Origin of the sequence: Pseudophaeobacter sp. EL27 (genome assembly GCF_900313025.1) — a bacterium.
Taxonomy (GTDB): domain Bacteria; phylum Pseudomonadota; class Alphaproteobacteria; order Rhodobacterales; family Rhodobacteraceae; genus Pseudophaeobacter.
On sequence record NZ_OMPQ01000002.1, the window covers coordinates 257,666 to 276,534 of the forward strand.

Annotated in this window: 20 protein-coding genes; 8 read left to right on the plus strand and 12 right to left on the minus strand. The window is 59.7% G+C overall.

The genetic code is table 11. The features are described 5' to 3' along the window. Nucleotides 1-73 precede the first annotated feature (73 nt). Together ED661_RS01425 and ED661_RS01430 are read left to right on the plus strand one after the other, a co-directional pair. Nucleotides 74-835, plus strand: a complete 762-nt coding sequence (locus tag ED661_RS01425) for a DUF6478 family protein (protein ID WP_122072169.1) — start codon at nucleotides 74-76, stop codon at nucleotides 833-835. Between the two features lie 10 nt (nucleotides 836-845). Next, nucleotides 846-1,226 (plus strand): hypothetical protein, encoded by a 381-nt coding sequence (locus ED661_RS01430; RefSeq protein ID WP_122072170.1) that lies wholly within the window; start codon nucleotides 846-848, stop codon nucleotides 1,224-1,226. A 32-nt stretch (nucleotides 1,227-1,258) separates the two neighbouring features. On the opposite strand, the gene ED661_RS01435 is transcribed toward ED661_RS01430, so the two are convergent. From ED661_RS01435 to ED661_RS01470, 8 genes are all read right to left on the minus strand, one after another. Next, on the minus strand, nucleotides 1,259-2,005 hold the full coding sequence (locus tag ED661_RS01435; RefSeq protein ID WP_122072171.1) for an isocitrate lyase/phosphoenolpyruvate mutase family protein: 747 nt from the start codon (nucleotides 2,003-2,005) through the stop codon (nucleotides 1,259-1,261). Continuing rightward, nucleotides 2,002-3,066, minus strand: a complete 1,065-nt coding sequence (locus ED661_RS01440) for a bifunctional transcriptional activator/DNA repair enzyme AdaA (protein WP_122072172.1) — start codon at nucleotides 3,064-3,066, stop codon at nucleotides 2,002-2,004. The genes ED661_RS01435 and ED661_RS01440 overlap by 4 nt, the downstream gene beginning before the upstream one ends. A 90-nt stretch (nucleotides 3,067-3,156) precedes the next feature. After that, nucleotides 3,157-4,254, minus strand: coding sequence for a ribosome small subunit-dependent GTPase A (gene rsgA / locus ED661_RS01445; protein WP_254054731.1), 1,098 nt, complete (start codon nucleotides 4,252-4,254; stop codon nucleotides 3,157-3,159). Between the two features lie 202 nt (nucleotides 4,255-4,456). After that, the gene (locus ED661_RS01450; RefSeq protein WP_122072173.1) at nucleotides 4,457-5,797 is read right to left on the minus strand and encodes a S41 family peptidase; all 1,341 of its coding nucleotides are present in this window, start codon (nucleotides 5,795-5,797) and stop codon (nucleotides 4,457-4,459) included. Nucleotides 5,798-5,804: 7 nt separating this feature from the next. Continuing rightward, nucleotides 5,805-6,953, minus strand: a complete 1,149-nt coding sequence (locus ED661_RS01455) for a murein hydrolase activator EnvC (RefSeq protein ID WP_122072174.1) — start codon at nucleotides 6,951-6,953, stop codon at nucleotides 5,805-5,807. 27 nt (nucleotides 6,954-6,980) lie between these two features. After that, nucleotides 6,981-8,498, minus strand: a complete 1,518-nt coding sequence (gpmI, locus tag ED661_RS01460) for a 2,3-bisphosphoglycerate-independent phosphoglycerate mutase (RefSeq protein WP_122072175.1) — start codon at nucleotides 8,496-8,498, stop codon at nucleotides 6,981-6,983. 110 nt (nucleotides 8,499-8,608) lie between these two features. After that, the gene (locus ED661_RS01465) at nucleotides 8,609-9,016 is read right to left on the minus strand and encodes a hypothetical protein (RefSeq protein WP_122072176.1); all 408 of its coding nucleotides are present in this window, start codon (nucleotides 9,014-9,016) and stop codon (nucleotides 8,609-8,611) included. Then, on the minus strand, nucleotides 9,013-9,261 hold the full coding sequence (locus ED661_RS01470) for a hypothetical protein (protein ID WP_122072263.1): 249 nt from the start codon (nucleotides 9,259-9,261) through the stop codon (nucleotides 9,013-9,015). Before ED661_RS01470 ends, ED661_RS01465 begins: the two co-directional genes overlap by 4 nt. Before the next feature lie 309 nt (nucleotides 9,262-9,570). Between ED661_RS01470 and ED661_RS01475 the strand changes: the two genes are divergently transcribed. Beyond that, on the plus strand, nucleotides 9,571-10,035 hold the full coding sequence (locus ED661_RS01475) for a DUF1203 domain-containing protein (RefSeq protein WP_122072177.1): 465 nt from the start codon (nucleotides 9,571-9,573) through the stop codon (nucleotides 10,033-10,035). A gap of 110 nt (nucleotides 10,036-10,145) precedes the next feature. Then, nucleotides 10,146-10,928 (plus strand): IS5 family transposase, encoded by a 783-nt coding sequence (locus tag ED661_RS01480; RefSeq protein ID WP_122072264.1) that lies wholly within the window; start codon nucleotides 10,146-10,148, stop codon nucleotides 10,926-10,928. A gap of 325 nt (nucleotides 10,929-11,253) precedes the next feature. Here the strand turns inward: ED661_RS01480 and ED661_RS01485 are convergent, their stop codons facing one another. Then, complete coding sequence (locus tag ED661_RS01485; RefSeq protein ID WP_122072178.1) at nucleotides 11,254-12,183, minus strand: ABC transporter ATP-binding protein; 930 nt, start codon at nucleotides 12,181-12,183, stop codon at nucleotides 11,254-11,256. A gap of 82 nt (nucleotides 12,184-12,265) precedes the next feature. Between ED661_RS01485 and ED661_RS01490 the strand changes: the two genes are divergently transcribed. The 4 genes from ED661_RS01490 to polA all read left to right on the plus strand — a co-directional run bounded on the left by ED661_RS01490 (nucleotide 12,266) and on the right by polA (nucleotide 16,619). Continuing rightward, a complete protein-coding gene (locus ED661_RS01490; protein WP_122072265.1) occupies nucleotides 12,266-12,448 on the plus strand; it encodes a zinc-finger domain-containing protein in 183 nt (60 codons plus the stop codon). A gap of 44 nt (nucleotides 12,449-12,492) precedes the next feature. Continuing rightward, a complete protein-coding gene (locus tag ED661_RS01495) occupies nucleotides 12,493-13,140 on the plus strand; it encodes a TIGR02117 family protein (protein ID WP_254054732.1) in 648 nt (215 codons plus the stop codon). Nucleotides 13,141-13,198: 58 nt separating this feature from the next. Continuing rightward, nucleotides 13,199-13,684: a flavodoxin family protein gene (locus tag ED661_RS01500; RefSeq protein WP_122072180.1), complete on the plus strand. Its 486-nt coding sequence runs from the start codon at nucleotides 13,199-13,201 to the stop codon at nucleotides 13,682-13,684. A gap of 127 nt (nucleotides 13,685-13,811) precedes the next feature. Next, entirely contained in the window at nucleotides 13,812-16,619 is a 2,808-nt protein-coding gene (gene polA, locus ED661_RS01505) for a DNA polymerase I (protein WP_122072181.1), read from the plus strand. Between the two features lie 397 nt (nucleotides 16,620-17,016). Here polA and ED661_RS01510 read toward each other — a convergent pair whose 3' ends face one another. The 3 genes from ED661_RS01510 to ED661_RS01520 all read right to left on the minus strand — a co-directional run bounded on the left by ED661_RS01510 (nucleotide 17,017) and on the right by ED661_RS01520 (nucleotide 18,833). Continuing rightward, nucleotides 17,017-17,253 (minus strand): DUF2798 domain-containing protein, encoded by a 237-nt coding sequence (locus ED661_RS01510; RefSeq protein WP_122072182.1) that lies wholly within the window; start codon nucleotides 17,251-17,253, stop codon nucleotides 17,017-17,019. 101 nt (nucleotides 17,254-17,354) lie between these two features. Continuing rightward, a complete protein-coding gene (locus ED661_RS01515) occupies nucleotides 17,355-18,113 on the minus strand; it encodes a hydroxypyruvate isomerase family protein (protein ID WP_122072183.1) in 759 nt (252 codons plus the stop codon). A gap of 132 nt (nucleotides 18,114-18,245) precedes the next feature. Then, nucleotides 18,246-18,833, minus strand: coding sequence for a DUF1285 domain-containing protein (locus ED661_RS01520; RefSeq protein ID WP_122072184.1), 588 nt, complete (start codon nucleotides 18,831-18,833; stop codon nucleotides 18,246-18,248). Nucleotides 18,834-18,869 lie beyond the last annotated feature (36 nt).

Sequence of the window (18,869 nt, forward strand, 5' to 3'; positions counted from 1 at the left end):
TCTTCGCAACACCGATCCCCAAGGCAGAAGCCGCGGGCAAATGGCCAAAGACAACAAAGGGTGCAGAACGCATATGGGCGGGTTTCTTAGCAAGCTGTTTCATCGACGCGCCTTGCGGCGCTGGCAGCATAGCGCAACGCGCGCCGCAAACATATCGCTGCCACTGCTGCGCCAACAACGCAACCAAGCCCGCGCCCTGCGCAGCCAGCTGGATCGGCTGATCCATATCGCTGAGGGGCGCCTGGCCCTGCCGCAGATTGGCTCCTCCTTCTTTCCACGCCCCCATGGCACCGACTGGTCCTGGCGCCCTGAGCTGTGGCGCGGCCCGATGCCGACACCCGGGATTTCCTCGGTGCCGTCAAAATCCAAACTCGGCGAAGAAATCACCCTGTTTCACGATTGCAGCATTTCGGAACTGACCCTGCGCCAGTTGCGCAACAGCCGCGAAGAGGATCTCGCCCCCTTTGGCCTGCGCATGGATGTGTTCAATTTTGACGGCTCTTTCCTGTCGCTGGTGGTGGATTTGCCAACCGAGGCCTGCGAGGGGCTGTCGCGCCATCATCTGATGCGCATCGACAGCATCATCGAGACCGAAAAACCGATCGAGATCTTTGCCCGCCTCAATATCCGCCACGGTCCCAACACCGAGCAGCTGGTGCGGGAATTGCCTCTTGGTGAAAAGAACGTCACCGTGGAGTTTGACCTTGCCTACTCCGACCTGAACGAAAAGCGCATAGAGCGGATCTGGCTCGACCTCATCTTTGAGGCCCCCGACATGAACCAGGTGGTGCTGCGTGATCTGACTTTTGCGCGCCACCGCCGCGCCAATATCTGAGGCCCAAAAGATGAGCGACCTGACCATCACCAAGATCCGTTTTCACAATGGCACCTGGGAAGGGGTCATCCAGAACGCCGCGGACAATGGCCTGCCGCCAGATATCCAGGTGCTTTATCAGGATCGCCCGCTTGAGGGCATCTCGATCACCGAAGGTGCTGCCACCAGCGAGTGGAACCTGCATATTGCCATTCCAGCCCAGGCCATTTCAGACGGGGTGCAGACCTTTGTCATCGCCGAGGGTGGCAGCGGCGGGCAAAAGCTGCAGAGCTTCTCTTTGATCGCAGGGGAGGCCGCCGTCGATGACATGCGCGCCGAAATTGAACTGCTGCGCGCCGAGCTGGACATGCTGAAACGCGCCTTTCGCCGTCATTGCCTGGAAACCAGCTAGTCAGCCATACCTCCCCTGCCTGTAGATCCCGATCAGGTCAGGGCGGCAAAAGCCTCGCCCAGCTGTTTCATCGCCTTGGCATAGGGCCCCGGCCCATAGCTGGCCCGTGCGACGCCGGCCTCCGCCACGGCTGACAGGGTCAAACCGCCACGCATCATCACATTAACCGGCAGCGGCGAGGCCGCGGTAATCCGGGCAATCAAATCCACATCCGTCAGACCGGGGATAAAAAATCCACTGGCGCCGGCGGCAGCATAGGCGGCGGCGCGGGTCAGTGCCTCCTCCACCAGATCCGCATGTTTGCCAGCCTCGGGCTCTTTCAGGAACAGATCGGTGCGGGCATTGATAAAATAGTCCCCATTGGCCGCGCGCATTGCGGCAATCCGGCGGGACTGTTCTTCGACGCCATAGAGCCCGGAGCCGCCAATGATCTGATCCTCAAAATTGATCCCGACTGAGCCGGTTTCCACCAGTTTTTGGGCATTCTGAGTCAGGGCCTCGGGCTGTTGCGCAAATCCCCCCTCAAAATCCACCGTCAGTGGCAGATCACTGGTGGCAGTAATCCGGGTGGCGATCTGCAACAACAGCTCCAGCGGGATATCCTCTCCGTCGCCATAGCCCTGTGCTGCCGCCACCGACCAGCTGCCTGTGGCCAGCGCCTGTGCTCCGGCCTTGGAAAGGGCCGCCGCGCTGCCGGCATCCCAGATATTGTAGAGCACCAAAGGTGTGCCGGGTTGATGCAGCTCGGCAAAGGCGCGGGCGCGGGCGGAATAGGTCATGCAGTCAATCTCTCTGTATAGCTGGTTTCGATCTCGATCAGGCGTTGCTTGCGCCACAGCCCACCGCCATAACCGGTCAGGCTGCCATCAGCCGATAAGACCCGGTGACAGGGGACGACCACGGCAAGCTGATTGCTGCCATTGGCCCGCGCTACGGCACGGGTGGCCGAGGGGCGCCCCAGTTCCTGCGCGATCTGCGAATAGCTGCGGGTCTCGCCCGCTGGGATCTGCAGCAGATAGCGCCAGACCTCGCGTTCAAAGGCGGTGCCATGCAGGGCCAATGGCGTGTCAAACCGCGCCTGGGTTCCGGTGAAGTAATCCGCCAGCTCAGCCGCGATTTGCTGCGTGGGCTCAGGTCGGCCAAAGCCGACACCGCCGGGCTGCGCCTTTTGCAGCCGCTGCATTTCGCGCGGCAAGGCCTTACGATCGGCAAACTCCAACAGATGCAACTGGTGCTGACAGCTGATGGCAATCATCGCCCCCAGTGGTGTGTCGATCCAATCCGCCAACAGCAAGGCCTCTTTGCGAAAGGCGCCCGGCGCCATGCCGACCAGCCGGGCAAAGGCCGCACGAAAGGCCGAAGGGCTGTCAAAACCCGCATCAATCTGCGCCGCAATCACCGGCTCTCCGGCGGAGAGGGCGGTAAAGCCCTCACGCAGGCGGCGTTGCCGCGCCATCTCCAGAAAGGTCATGCCAAAATGGCGTTTAAAGGCGCGGCGCACAGTTGAGGGGTCATATCCTAGCTGCACCAGATCGCCCTCGCGCCAGCGATGGGTTGGGCGGGCCTCCAGCGCGTCGATCAGGGGCTGCACCATGGGGTCATCCCCGGCGGCGGCCTTGAGCGGCTTGCAGCGTTTGCAGGCGCGAAACCCCGCCTCGATACATTCGCCAGGGGTGGCAAAGAACTGGCAGTTCTCGAACTTGGGATTGCGTGCAGGGCAGCTCAGCCGGCAGAAGATGCCAGTGGAGGAGACACCAACATAGGCGCGCCCCTCATAGCTTTCATCGCGGGTGCAAAGCGCTGTGTACAGCGTTTGGGAATCAGGCAGGTCAAACATCATGACCCAAGACTAACCACTCCCAGCCCCTGCCGTCGCCGGTTTCCGGGCGTTAATGTGGAAAATCTCAGGTCACGCTTGCGTGTATTCGCCTCAACGTCGCGGCTTTTTTTTGCGTTTCACCGCGGCGCGAATGGTCTTTTGCAGGGCCTTGTCGCTACCTTTACGTTCCGCCAGAGAGGCGGTGTTGAACCGCTCTTCCGCTGCAAGCTTGTTCCAACGCTCCAAGCGCAGCGGGTTCACCTCACCGCGTTTGACAGCGGCATTGATGGCACAGCCCGGTTCACTGTCATGTTTGCAATTGCGGAATTTGCATTGGGTGGCCAGCGCAGTCAGATCTTCAAACAGATCGGCAATGCCGCTTTCGGCCTCGGCCATCTGCAACTCGCGCATCCCTGGCGTATCCATCACCGCGCAGCCATTGGGCAAAAAGCGCATGTGCCGGTGCCGGGTGGTATGGCGACCGCGCGCGTCATCTTCGCGGATTTCTGCCGTTTCGGCAGTCTCTTTGCCAAAGAGCGCATTGACCAGCGTTGATTTCCCCACCCCGGAGGAGCCCAGAAACACCAGCGTTTCTCCCGGTTTGCACCAGGGGGCGAGCTGCGCCTTGGCTGCATCACTTTTCGCGTTGAGCAAAACCACCGGCACCCGCGCCGAAATTGCCTCGGCCTGTTCCACATAGGGTGTCGGATCCTCACAGAGATCCGGTTTGGTCAACAGGATCACCGGCGTCACCCCGGCCTCAAAGCCGAGGGCCAGATAGCGCTCCAGCCGGGCAAGATTGAAATCCGGGTTACAGGAGCTGACGATAAAACTGGTGTCGGTATTGGCCGCGATCAGCTGGATGCTGCGGTCATGACCCGGCGCGCGACGCTTGAACAGGCTTTTGCGCTCCAGCACCCGGCTGGAGGTCGGCAAGACCTGGTTGAACAGCACCCAGTCACCCACCGTGGCCGCCAGTTTTGGCGGCACCAGCTGGTCGATGCCATCCCCCTGCACCCGCAACCCGCTGCGATGGGCCTCCACCACGCGTACCGGAGGGGTCTTCTCCAGGTCGATCCCCACCACCTGGTCCGCAAAGAACTCCTGCCAGCCGAGCTTCTCCAGCGCGGTCAACTCAGCATCGCCCAGCGCCGGACTGTCCTGAGCAGCATCATTTGGCAGCTCTTGGGGGGTATCCCGTGTTGTCATAAAGGGTCTGCTTTCTTGCGGAGGCGAGGCGAAATTGGTCGCGCGCTAGGAATCACATATTGCCAGCCAGCTAAAGCCCCCTTGCAGCTGTTTCGGCTGCAAAGGCAAAAGGGTGACACAAAAGAACCGCCCCCAAAGGAGCGGTTCTGATCTTTGTAGCCGGTCAATTTCAGGGACTCCGCCCCAGAGATTGCCCCTATGACTATTGCTTTGGCCCCAGAGCAACGAGACCTTTGAGAATGTCGATAGCATAGGCCAGCTGATAGTCCTGCGCGCGCAGTTCAGCCGCTTTTTCGGCCCGCTCACGATCCTCGGTGATCTGGCGGATTTCATCCTCGGTCAGGCTGTCGTTGTTGAGGCTGCCACGCAGGTCCGCCTCGGTGCGGGTGCGGCGGGCTGCGCTTTCCTCTGCGGCCTCTTCACTCTCGGCGGTGCGACGGGGCTGTTCCACCACGATATCGGGAGAGACGCCCAGCGCCTGGATCGAGCGACCCGATGGCGTATAGTAGCGCGCCGTGGTCAGGCGCATCGCCCCATTGCCCCGCAGCGGCATCACGGTCTGAACCGAGCCTTTGCCAAAGCTCTTGGTGCCAACGACGATGGCACGGCGATGATCCTGCAGCGCACCCGCCACAATTTCAGAGGCCGAGGCAGAGCCGCCATTGATCAGCACCACGATGGGTTTGCCATCTGAGAGATCACCAGGGGTTGCATTAAAGCGCTCGCCGTCCTCGGGGTTGCGGCCCCGGGTCGAGACGATCTCACCACTGTTGAGGAAACTATCCGCAACGCTGATCGCCTCGGTCAGCAAGCCGCCCGGGTTATTGCGCAGATCCAGCACGATGCCACTGACTTTGTCGATGCCACCAGCCTCTTCGATCTGCTCTTGCAAGCCGGATTCCAGATTGGGCGTGGTCTGACGGTTGAAGGTGGTGATCCGCAGAACCACGGTCTCGCCCTCGGTGCGGGCACGCACGGCGGTCAGCTTGATGGTGTCGCGGATGATCGAGACGTCAAAGGGTTCCCCCTCGCCTTCGCGCACCACGGTGATCACAATCTCAGAACCCACAGGGCCACGCATCAGATCAACCGCTTCATCAAGGCCAAGGCCCAGCACGCTTTCGCCATCCACATGGGTGATGAAATCACCCGCTTCCATGCCGGCCTCATCCGCAGGGGTGCCATCGATGGGGGAGACAACTTTGACAAAGCCCTCTTCCTGGGTCACTTCGATGCCCAGGCCCCCAAATTCACCGCGCGTCTGCACCTGCATGCTGGCCGCATCATCGGGCTTCAGATAGCTGGAGTGCGGATCAAGCGAGGACAGCATGCCGCCAATGGCCGCCTCGATCAGCTCTTTCTCGTCAACCTCTTCGACATATTGGGCGCGAATGCGCTCAAAGATATCGCCAAACAGATCCAGCTGTTCATAGACCGTCGCTTCGCGATCCGTTTCCTGCGCCAGCAGAGGGCCGGCCACATAGGTCGTTGCAACGATTCCGGCCAGCGTGCCGCCGATCGCCGCCATGGCAAATTTTCTCATGAAACCTTCATCCACCTTTTCCGATGCGGAACCATGTTGCAGGATCCACCGGGCTGTTATCCATTCTGACTTCTATATAGAGCGTTTCTGTCCGGTCAGTTCCACCCCCTTCACCGCTTAGTGACAAAATGGCACCAGCCTGTGGGGCACTGCCCCCCATCAGGCCCACCGGCGTGCCTGCGGGGATGACCTGACCGGCAGAGCCGTAAACCTCTGCAAGTCCTGACAGAATAAAGAGTGTATCGGGCTGCGGTTCAAGGATCACCACATTGCCAAGATCCAAAAGCGGCCCGCGGTAGCGGATTGTTGCCGCCGTAGGTGAGCTCACCAAGGCGCGAGGGCGGGCAGCGATCAGCAGACCAGGACGGGTGATGCCTGCCGCATCGCGCTTGTTGAAGGCCCGCAGCAGCAGCCCCTCCACCGGGAGGTCGATCTCGCCCCGCTGGGCACTGATATCGGCTGTGAGCGGGATAATTTCCCCAGGACCACCCGCGATTTCGGCCAGGCCACTGGCAAATCCGGTCAGCGTCTCGGTCGAAGAAATCAGGATGGCGGTGCGCACCGGGTTTTCGGTAAATCGCCGCGGCAGATCGGTTCGGTCCGAAATCGCCGTCGACAGCGCGGTGCGGGCCTGCTGCACCCCGGTCAGACCCTTTTCCAGGGTGCCAGCGGCGCTTTGCTGCAACAGGCGCAGGGTCTGCACCTCGTCCAGATCCCGGCGCAGGGCCTCGGCCCGCAAATACAGCCCCGGAGTCACCTCGGCCACCATCATCGCCGAACGCGCCGCGCCCAAGGGCCCCGAAGGATGTAGCATCAGCACTGGCGGCGCTGAGGTTTCAATGGTCTGCAGAATGCCCAGTAGCTCCGCCACTTCGTCTTCGCGGGATTGCAACTGAGCCAGCAGTTGCGATTCGCGCCGTGCCACCCGGCGCAGCCCATCCCGCATGGCGCCCAGCCCGGCCTCATAGGCGCGCACCGTGCCGGTCAGCGCCTTGACGCGGTCCCGCGCGCTCTCGGCCGCTTCCAAAGCCACTGTTGCAGCTTCCAACTGATCCGCTGCCGCCTGCGCCGCCTCGGCAGGCGCCTGCTGCCCCTGCAGCGGCGCGGCAAAGCTGATCGTCAGAAATAGAAGCAGCCCGGTGGCGCGTTTTATCATATGGCTCAGGTCTTTTTGGTCTGGGTCTCAGGTCAAAAGGCTTTCACCGGTCATCTCATCCGGCTTGGGCAGATCCATAAGCTCTAGCAGGGTGGGGGCAAGATCGGCAAGACGGCCATTGCGCAGCCCGGCGCCTTTGGGTCCGCCAACCAGCGCCAGCGGCACCAGATTGGTGGTATGGGCGGTATGCGCGCCGCCGGTTTCGGGATCCAGCATGACCTCGCAATTGCCGTGATCCGCCGTCACCAGCATGGCGCCGCCCGCCTTTTCCAGCGCTGCGACCACCTGTGCCAGCCCCTGGTCCACCGCCTCGCAGGCCTTGATCGCCGCCTGAATATCGCCGGTATGGCCCACCATATCGGGATTGGCGTAATTGGTCACAATCAAGTCATAGCCCGCCTCGATCGCCGCAACAAACTTCTCGGTCACTTCCGGTGCGCTCATCTCAGGCTGCAGATCATAGGTGGCCACCTTGGGCGATTTGGGCATGGCGCGGTCTTCGCCCTGTTCCGGCTCTTCCTTGCCGCCATTGAGAAAGAAGGTCACATGCGGGTATTTCTCAGTCTCAGCCAGGCGGAACTGACGTTTGCCCTGTTTGGCGACCCATTCGCCCAGGGTATTGACCAGCTCAGCCTTGGGATAGGCGGTGGTCATATAGGCATTGTGGCCCTTGGAGTAATCCACCATCCCCAAGAGGGCTGCCAGTTTGGGGCGCGCGCCAGTGTCAAACTCGGCAAAGCCCGGCTCACCAATGGCACGCAGAATTTCACGGGCCCGATCGGCGCGGAAGTTCAGGCAGAAGAACCCGTCGCCATCGCGCAGCCCCTCATAGCCGCGGATCACACTGGCGCCGATGAATTCATCCGTTTCCGACTGGTTATAGGCATGGGTCACCGCATCATGGGCATCGGCAACGCTGCGCCCCTCGCCCTTGATCATCGCGCCGTAAGCCTCGCCAATCCGTTCCCAACGATTGTCACGGTCCATGGCAAAATAACGCCCGGTGACGGTTGCGATCTTGGCCCCTTTAGGCAGCTCTTCTTTCAGCTGTTCGAAATAGCCATAGGCCGATTTTGGCGCCACATCGCGCCCATCGGTGATGGCATGCAGCCAGACTGGCACCCCGGCCTCGGTAATCGCCCGGATCGCCGCCAGAATGTGATTGATATGGCCATGCACGCCACCATCCGAGACCAGCCCCATCAGATGCGCAGCACCGCCGGTTTCTTTCAGCCTGGCAATGAACGCCAAAAGGGCGGCGTTTTGTTCAAAGGAGCCATCCTCGATCGCCAGATCAATCTGGCCCAGATCCATCGCCACCACCCGGCCGGCACCGATATTGGTATGGCCCACCTCGGAATTGCCCATCTGGCCGCTGGGCAGGCCCACATCCGGCCCATGGGTCACCAGTCGCGCCTGCGGACCCGCCGCCATCAGCGCATCAAACATCGGCGTCTGCGCCAGATAGGGGGCATTGGCCTCCCCGGGTGCCGCACTGCCCCAGCCATCAAGAATGCAAAGAACGACGGGTTTGGGCGTGGACATGTCAAAGCTCCAAAGCAGGGCAGATGGTAAAATGTTCCCCGCCTTCTAACCGTTTGGCCTCTTGGGGTGAACCGTCAACCTGTCACAGGTGGCGTTATCAGTCGTGGTATTCAATCCCGGCGCGGCAACAAAGGCACCCGACGCGCCAGATCTGATCGCATGAGCGCGGGCGAGAAATAATGTGCCATCACATTCGAGCTGAGCAGATCGTCATTCTCAGTCAAAAACTGCAAAGTACTTTCATAGTCCTTGGCCGCCGCTCGTTCCGCCGTAAGGCTCAAGAAAGCCAGTGTGACAGTAGCATTGTATTTCTCCGGCACCCCCGCGGCCTCGGTCAGGGCGCGTAGTCCTCGCGCATAGATCGCCATGGCCTCAAAAACTTCATGACGGGTGATCATCTCATAAGCAACGCCCAGATGCGCACGATGGCTAAACCCTACAGGGCCCAGTGTCCCCGCACTCAGTTCTTGTGCCATCACGGCATAATCGCTGCGACCTTCGCTATTTGCACGACTCATTTTGGATCCTCTCGCAGGCTGTGACTGTCCTCGGCGCGCAGGCTCAGATCATAGACACCACGCAGCGCTTCGATCTTCTTCAACGTTTCCTCAGAGAAGGGCGCCTTGCCCTCAAAGGCATGCAGAACCGTGCCCTCGACCAGTTCCGCCACTGAGATATCTAGGTATTCCGCCAGCGCTTTCATGGTTTTCAACAGCCGCGTCTCCAGGCGCAGGCCAGTTTGAACCCGGGTGATTGCTTTCATCAGCATCTCCTGTTCTGAAAGACAGACATAAAAAAATTAGATCTTGGTATCAGGGTACCAAGATTGCCACCCTTCCATCAGACTCTGCCCCCTCCAGAACAGAGCCCCTGCCCGTTTCACCTTTCCCAAAATATACAATTCCCCAGCTCACTACCCTCACCGCCGCCCTGTTCTGCGCAGCTTTGGCGGCTGCCACCTCGCGACGGATCAAACGGGCGCCCCTGCTGATCTATCCGCATGTTTCGGGTCGATCACACAGCGGCACCTGCGGCAGGATCACTCCAGATCCATCCTCAAAAGGACACCACAATGACCAAGATCACCGCCCTTTCCACCGAGATCACCCGACGGCTGCAAAACGGTGGGCTGGACGCCCATGGACAGCCGCCAGAGCGCGCCGTATCCGACGGCGGCGGCAATCCCTGTCGACACTGCCTGCGCCATATTCCCAAAGGGGCAGAAATGTTGATTCTGGCTCATCGCCCCTTTGACACCGCGCAGCCCTATGCCGAAACCGGGCCCATCTTCCTCTGCGCCGATCCCTGCACCCGTCACGACAGCGCCGCGCTGCCCGAGATGCTGACCAACGCACCCGACTATCTGATCAAGGGCTACAATGGCGAAGATCGCATCGTCTATGGCACTGGTATCGTGATCCCACAGGCCCAAATGATGCAGCAGGCAAAAGCAATTCTGACAGACAAACGGGTCGCCTATGTCCATATCCGCTCTGCCCGCAACAATTGCTACCAAGCCCGCATCGACCGCGACTAGCGACGCCAATTGTTCCCCCCCCCCCGAAACAACCAACTAGGATCAGGACCTATTAAATTTCTTGCTACAGCCGCGCCTGCATGATTCAATTTTCCCTTATAGGGGATACTATGAGCAATATTTACTGGTTGGCAGAAGGTCAAATGGTGCGGCTTCGGCCCTATTTCCCGAAGAGCCATGGAGTTCCACGCGTAGATGATCGTCGCGTTTTGAGCGAAATTGTCTTCATCAATCGCAATGGTTTGCGCTGGTGTGATGCTCCTAAGGAGTATGGACCACATAAGACACTCTACAACCGTTGGAAACGGTGGAGCGACAGGGGGGGCTTTGCGCGCATCATGGTGGGGCTGGCTGCCGTAGCGCATGACAGCAAGACGATCTCGATTGACGCGACCTACCCCAGAGCACACCGCATGGCCTCAAGCATACGGGTCAAAAGAGGCGGGGCGTGGACGTCTGATCGGGCGGAGTTTGCAGGATCAAACACCCCGAAAACGGGCGGAATGAACACAAAGCTACATGCTGTGATCGACACAATAGGACGACCAATTCGGTTCTTCATGACAGCTGGTCAGGTGAGCGATTATACTAGAGCGAGAGCTCCTGTGAGTAGCCTGCCAGAAGCCGATTGGCTGCTCGGGGATCGTGGTCATGACGCGAATTGGTTCCGTGAAGCCCTTGTAGATATGGGCATAACGCCTTGCATCCCTGGCCGGAAGTCACGCGACAAAATCATCAAGTACGATAAGCGCTGCTACAAAAGGCGGAACCGGATTGAGACCATGTTTGGTCGTCTGAAAGACTGGCGTCGCGTGACTACTCGTTACGACAGATGCCCTAAGGTATTCCTCTCCGCCATCGCGCTCGCCGCAACCGTCATATTCTGGTTATGAGTCCTGAGCCTAGCCTCCAAGATCATTATTTCCCAATCACCCGGTTTTTTGTCATCACTTTCCAAGCTGTTTGAGCTGGACATCAAGTTTGTTGTCCCAAAATAGCCGCCTGCTTCTTAGAGTCGAGCATCCGGTCCCTTTTGATCCGCATTGCTACAAGCTTCATGGGCTCGCCCGGCGGGACAGATTCAGACGTCGGGCAGCTGTGCAACGCAACCGGCTTTGCAGGCAGGTTTAACCCCTCAGAACCTGCCCATCTCGTACGAGAAATCATGTAAATCTGCCGTCATTGTTGTGTTCAGTTTCGCGTTGGAACCTGTTCCTTTCAACCCGATTTGGTCAACGACAGGAAGACATCCTCCAGATCGGCCTCGGCGGTTTTGACGTCGCGGATGGAGATACCGGCGCCATGCACGGCTGCCAGAACCTCTTCGGCACTGGTGTCATTGCCGTGGTAGCGCAGCAGCACCGCGCCATCGTCACGCAGTTCTGAGGTAATACCCGCCCCCTGTGGCAGACTGGTCACCGGGCTGGCCGGGTGAACCACCATGGATTTGGCATCCAGACGCCCCAACAGATTGGCGGTGCTGTCACGCGCCACGACTTCCCCCTGGTCGATGATGGCGATCTCGTCGCACATCTCTTCGGCCTCTTCCAGATAATGGGTGGTCAGAATGATGGTCATGCCCTGCTGGTTCAGCTTGCGAATGTTCTCCCAAAGCATCTGACGTAGCTCGATATCAACTCCGGCGGTGGGCTCGTCCAGCACCAGGATATGCGGGTGATGCACCAGCGCCTTGCCCAGCAAGAGCCGCCGCCGCATGCCCCCAGACAGAGTGCGCGCATAGGCCTGGGCCTTATCGGTCAGCCCGACCATTTCCAGGATCTCATCGCTGCGCCTTTGGGCCTTTGGCACGCCATATAGCCCCGCCTGCACTTCCAATGCGCCGCGCGGGGTGAAAAACGGATCAAGGTTCAGCTCCTGCGGCATGACGCCAATAGCGGCGCGGCTTTGGCGCGGGTTGGCGTCCTGATCAAAGCCCCAGATCGTTACCCGACCGGATGTCTTACGCACCAGACCCGCCATAATATTGATCATGGTGGACTTGCCCGCGCCATTTGGCCCCAGCAGACCAAAGACCGAGCCCCGCGGGATGGTGAGGTCAATCCCCTTGAGAGCCTGCTTTTCCGGTTGGCCTTTGGCGCCTTTGTAGGTTTTGCGCAAGCTTTCGATACGGATTGCATCATCTCTCATAGCAGTACTTGCCCCCGGTTTTTGCATCAGACATACATGGTTTAACCATGCGCCTAGCCGAAATTCATAAGGACCGCCAGCGATGACTATTGAAGCGCCCGAAACCAAGATCGTTGAAACCTACCGCGTTGCCTGCGACGGCAGCGAAGGCGCATTGGGTCATCCCCGGGTTTACCTGCAGATCCCCGAGGCCGAGGGCTTTGTCGAATGCCCCTATTGCGACTGCAAATACATCCACAAAGACCACGTAGAGGCCGCCGCCTGACCACCCGGCTGAGCCTGGTCAAGAAATTGGCAAGAGCCCTGCTTTTGCCAATTGGATTGATCACGGCCTATTGCCTTGCAGCTGTCTTGGGCGCGGTGATCCCTTCCGGATCGGCAAAGATACCCGCGACTGCGCGCAGCCATCAGGTTCTGCTGGTTGCTGGCCCTATTCACTATGATTTTTTGCTGCCATTGGATGCGCAAACGCGCGCGCAGTTTGGTTTTCTGCAGGCCAGCGGACTACCCGTGAACCATCTGAACGCGCGCTGGCTGGTGATTGGCTGGGGCGCCCACGGCTTTTACACCACAGAGCGCTATCAGGAGTTGACGCCGTCAACCCTGCTGAAGGCGACCTTTGGTGACCGCTCCGTGATGCGCGCCGAGGTTCTGGGGCACCAGGCCAACCTGCCAGACTTACCTAGCCTCCAGTTTGATGATGCGGAATACGAGGCCTTTCTTTTGGCCATTGCCGACAGTTTTGAACGACCCGAAAGAGCGCCCGTGCGAAGCCTGGATGTACCCGGCTTCACTCCGGGCGATCGGTTCTATGCCGCCAAGGGACAGTTTCACCTGTTTCGCACTTGCAATACCTGGGTCTCCCGCATGATCCGGGCCTCAGGCCGTCGTTTTGGCATTTGGACGCCCTTACCCTATTCCGTTAGCCTCTCCCAATGGCTCTATTTGAAGGAATAGGGCAACTCTGCTTTCCCTATGCGCTGGCCCCCTGCCCCAAACTGGCTATGCTGCCGAGATGACCCAGTTGCTGATCATTTATCATTCCCGCACCGGTGGCACGCGCCAGATGGCCGAGGCCGCCTATCAGACTGCACAGACGGAAGGCCCCACCCGGTTGCTAGAGGCCTCAGAGGCTCAGCCGCAGGATCTGCTAGCAGCAGGGGGATACATCTTCTGCGCGCCGGAGAATCTGGCTGCCCTCTCTGGTCAGATGAAGGAGTTCTTTGACCGCTGTTATTACCCGGTACTGGGGCAGATCGAAGGACGGGCCTATGCACAGATGATCTGCGCTGGTTCAGATGGCACCAATGCCGCCCGCCAATTGGCCCGTATTGCAACGGGCTGGCGCCTGAAAGAGGTGCAGCCGCCATTGATCCTTTGTACCCATGCCCAGACGCCAGAGGCGATCCTGGCAGAAAAACATCTCTCTGCGGTTCAGCTGGAGCCCTGCGCCGATTTGGGCCAAGCCATGGGAGCAGGCCTCACCATGGGAATGTTTTGACAAGTGCACCCATTGCCCCATCCTCCCTCTCTGTGAAACTGGCCAAACGGCAATTGCTCTTGCCCGCCAGATCACCGATAACCGGAAACGGAACACGAACGAATTTCCCAGGGGAGCGCGACGGGCCATGAGCGAGAGTAAATTCGGCAAAGGCTGCCATCTGCATCTGATTGATGGTTCTGCCTTTATCTTTCGGGCCTATCACGCACTGCCGCCCCTGACGCGAAAGTCGGACGGGCTGCCGATTGGCGCCGTGGCCGGGTTCTGCAACATGCTGCACCGCTACGTCGAGGGCAACACCGGTCCCGATGCGCCGACCCATGTGGCGGTGATCTTTGACCATTCCGGCAAAAGCTTCCGCAATGACATGTACGACCTCTACAAAGCCAACCGTCCGCCAGCGCCCGAAGATCTGCGCCCGCAGTTTCCGCTGACCCGCGACGCCACCCGCGCCTTTAATATCGCCTGCAAAGAGGTCGAAGGCTTTGAGGCCGATGACATCATCGCCACCCTCGCCCATCAGGCCCGCGACGCCGGCGGGCGCTGCACTATCATCTCCTCGGATAAGGACCTGATGCAGCTGGTCGGCGGCGGCGTTGAAATGCTGGATGCGATGAAGAACAAGCGCATCGACAGTGATGGGGTACACGAGAAATTTGGCGTTGGCCCCGACCGGGTGGTGGATGTGCAGGCTCTGGCGGGCGATAGCGTCGACAACGTGCCCGGTGCGCCTGGCATCGGCATCAAGACTGCTGCCCTGTTGATCAATGAATATGGCTCGCTCGAAGAACTGCTGGACCGCGCCGAAGAGATAAAGCAGCCCAAACGCCGCCAGACCCTGATCGAGAAACGCGATCAGATTGAGATGTCCAAACGCCTGGTGCAGCTGGACTGCGCCATGGATCTGGATTTCACCATCGAGGATCTCGAAGTTCTGGACCCGGACCCTGAAGTGCTGCTGGGCTTCCTGTCTGAGATGGAATTCCGCACCCTGACCAAACGCCTGGCCGACCAGCTGGGTCTCGATGCCCCTGCCATCCCCGAGGCCAGTGCCTCTGGTGGCTCAGCCACAACAGAAGCCCCGGCAGCGGTACCTTTTGATGCCGAAAAATATGAGTGCATCAGCGATGCGACAGGCCTGCAGGAATGGATCGACCAGGTCTATGAGCGGGGCTATGTGGCGGTAGATACCGAAACCACCGGCTTGGATGCAATGGTGGTGGATCTGGTGGGTGTGTCGCTTTGTGTTGACCCCGGTTCAGCCTGCTATGTTCCGCTGACGCATAAACAAGGCGGCGATGATCTCTTTGGCGGCGAAGGGCTGGCCGAAGGTCAGATGCCGCTGGAGCAGGCCCTGACGATGCTGAAGCCAATGCTGGAAGATCCGGCGGTGCTCAAAATCGGCCAGAACATGAAATATGACGCCAAGATCCTGCATCGTTACGGCATTGATGTGGCGCCGATCGACGACACCATGTTGATGTCCTATGCGCTGCACGCGGGTGAGCATAACCACGGCATGGATATCCTGTCGGAGCGCTATCTCGACCATAAACCAATCCCAATCAAACCGCTCTTGGGCACTGGCAAATCCGCCATCACCTTTGACCGGGTGCCCCTTGCCGACGCCGTGCCCTATGCCGCAGAGGATGCCGATATCACCCTGCGCCTGTGGCAACACTTCAAGCCCGAACTGCATCAACGACAGGTAACGGTGGTCTATGAAACGCTGGAGCGCCCGCTGGTACCCGTGCTGGCGCAAATGGAGCGCAACGGCATCAAGGTCGACCGCGACACGCTCAGCCGTATGTCCAATGCCTTTGCCCAGAAAATGGCCGGGCTGGAGGATGAGATTCACGAACTGGCCGGCCAGCCCTTCAATGTCGGCTCGCCGAAACAGCTGGGCGAGATCCTGTTTGACAAGCTGGAGCTGCCCGGCGGCAAAAAAGGCAAGACCGGCGCCTATGCCACCGGTGCCGACATCCTCGAGGATCTGGCCACCGAACATGCTCTGCCGGGACTGGTGCTGGACTGGCGCCAGCTGAGCAAACTGAAATCCACCTACACAGATGCGCTGCAGGACCATATCAATCCAGAGACTGGCCGGGTGCATACCTCCTATATTCAGACCGGGGCCAATACCGGCCGCATGGCCTCGTCGGATCCCAACCTGCAGAACATTCCCGTCCGCTCCGAAGAAGGTCGCCGCATCCGGGAGGCCTTTGTGGCGGAAGAGGGCAATGTGCTGCTGTCGCTCGACTACAGCCAGATCGAACTGCGCATACTGGCCCATGTGGCCGGGATTGACGCGCTGAAAGCCGCCTTTGCCGCCGGTCAGGATATTCACGCCATGACTGCTTCAGAGATGTTCGACGTGCCGCTGGATCAGATGACCTCGGATATTCGCCGACAGGCCAAGGCGATCAACTTTGGCGTCATCTACGGGATTTCCGGCTTTGGTCTGGCCCGCAATCTGCGCATCCCGCGGGCCGAGGCCCAGGGCTTTATCGACCGCTACTTTGAGCGCTTCCCAGGCATCCGTACCTATATGGATCAGACTGTGGAATTCGCCAAAGAGCACGGCTATGTGCAGACCCTGTTTGGCCGCAAGATCCACACGCCCGAGATAGCAGCCAAAGGCCCGCGCGCCGGCTTTGCCAAACGCGCCGCTATTAATGCGCCGATCCAGGGCACGGCTGCCGATGTGATCCGGCGCGCCATGGTGCGGATGCCCCAGGCCATCGCCCATCTGCCTGCCCGCATGCTGCTGCAGGTGCACGATGAACTGCTGTTCGAAGTGCCCGAAGCAGCCGTGGAAGAAACCATCGAGACGGCCCGCCAAGTCATGGAAAACGCCGCGGATCCAGCGGTACATCTGGACGTGAAACTCAGCGTCGACGCAGGACAGGGCAGCAACTGGGCCGAAGCCCATTAGGCAATCCTGTGCGGGGGGCTCCCGCCCGTCTCGGAACAATCAAAGATTGGTCCTCCCCCGTCGGGGGTGGCGCCGCGCTGACGCGCGGCGCGGCAGTGCCAAATCGCAACCCATCCTCCGAGTTGGTCCGATTCGGGTCAAGGGCGGCAGAGCCGCCGCGCCCTGCGCGGCTTGCCCTTGAGGCGACTCGGACTGTTGTGACGCTGGCACTGGTGCTTTAGGGCAAACCTGCCCCTGAAGCACCTCTCAGCAGCTCTTTTTTTGCGCCGCGCGTCAGCGCGGCGCCACCCCCAACAAAAAAGGGACATCCCTCGGGATGTCTCGGAATTGGCGGGAGCACCACCGACACAATAAACCAACTTCCCGATTGCGGAGCTGCAGACCGGCCTCACAGGTCTTACTCTGAAGGGGAGGGCTTTACCCAAGTCGCGACCAGTCGGCGCACGCCCGGTCCTGCGAATAGCACCACAACAAAGGCAATCGGCCAGCCAAAGAACCAGGCACTCAGCCAGGTTGAAACAACCTGATCGCCCAGACCAACCGTTTTGACGGAAGCCACCAGAGTCACGATACAGGACATCAGCCCCGAGAGGATAAAACCAACAACTGCGGGGGCAAGGCGGGCAGGGATCATTACATCTGTCCTTGATCAAGCATCGGAGTCTTCACCTCAGGCATATGCCCGCGGTCACTGCGCAATATACATTCCAATAACAATATGTAAATACTCAAACCTCACTCCACCAACATCCAGCCCAGGCTGTCCTCGGTCCGCAGGGTGGATGGGGTGTATTCCGCGCTCACCCAGCCGCGGTAGCCGCTGTCATCGATGGCTTGAAACAGGGTAGCGAAATCTACTGGTCCGGTTCCCGGCTCACAGCGACTGGGCGCCGCTCCGATCTGTACATGCACCGCCTGTTTGCCAAAACTCTCCCAGACCTGGGCCGCATCGCCGTGGATCATCTGGGCATGATAGGCATCATACTGCAGCCCTACATTGGGTCGATTCACCGCCTCCAGAACCTCGGCTGCAAGGTTGTAATCATCCAGAAAATAGCCCGGCTGATCGCCGGCGTTCAATGGCTCGATGGAAATGCGCTGTTTTGGGGCAAAATCCGCCGCCCAGCGCAGGTTGGTGATAAAGGTATCACGGGCTTCATCGCCCTTAGCATAGCCGGCCATGACATGGATGAGGCCCACATTCAGCATCTCGCCGTAGCGCAGCACCCGGCGGATGTCGCGCTGGAACCGATCCACCCCGTCCGGCAGCGCCGCATAGCCCGGCTCACCGCCAGTATAATTGGGCGGTGGCGCGTTGATCAGCACCAGCTCCAACCCATTGGAGAGCAGGGCCCGCTGGGTCTCCTTGGCGGCATACTCATAGGGCGACAGGATCTCCACTGCCGTGAACCCTGCATTTGCAGCCGCGGCAAAACGATCCAGGTAGGGCAGCTCTGCAAAGAGCATTGATATATTTGCCGCAAATCGTGGCATGTCAGAGGCCTCCTGTCTGTCGTCGCCAATGGTCTAGCCCCAACGCGACCTTCCAGCCAAGCAGAGAAAACAACGCATTTTTTCTAACCTACGATGCCCCGCCATAACCAGGGTGGCCCTAAGGGCGTTACATCAGGGCAATTCATCCGAGGGGATCACTGGAAAGAATTCGCCACCCGACCAGAGCCCAAACCAATCCTCGTGATGGCATCCCAGCTCCACCAGCCGATAAAAACTCTTGCGATCAATCAGCGCCTCCAGGTCGCTGCGCACCAGAACATAGGGGGAGGGCTCACCGGTCTCAGCGTTGCGCTCCACCCGAATCGGATGATCCGGCCCCGCCAGCATCTGATCACCCACATGGGTGGTAAACTGCAGCTGCTGCGTTTCGCCTGTGCCACTGACCTCAAAATCCACCGCCACAAAGGGGGCATCGTCCACGGTGATGCCGACCTTCTCCACCGGGGTGACCAGGAAATATTTGCCCTCTTCCCGTTTTAGGATCGAAGAAAACAGCTTGACCAGTTCAAAGCGCCCAATGGGCGTACCAAGATAGAACCAGGTGCCATCCCGGGCGATCCGCATGTCCAGGTCACCGCAAAAGGGCGGGTTCCACAGATGCACCGGCGGCAATCCGCCGCGTACCCCGGCCTTGCCTGCCGCCTGGATCGAAGCCGCAAGCCCATCTGCCGATGGTGTCACAGTTTTTTGTCCACTCATTGCTTTTGCCATTTCCCTCAACCGCGATAGAGTAAG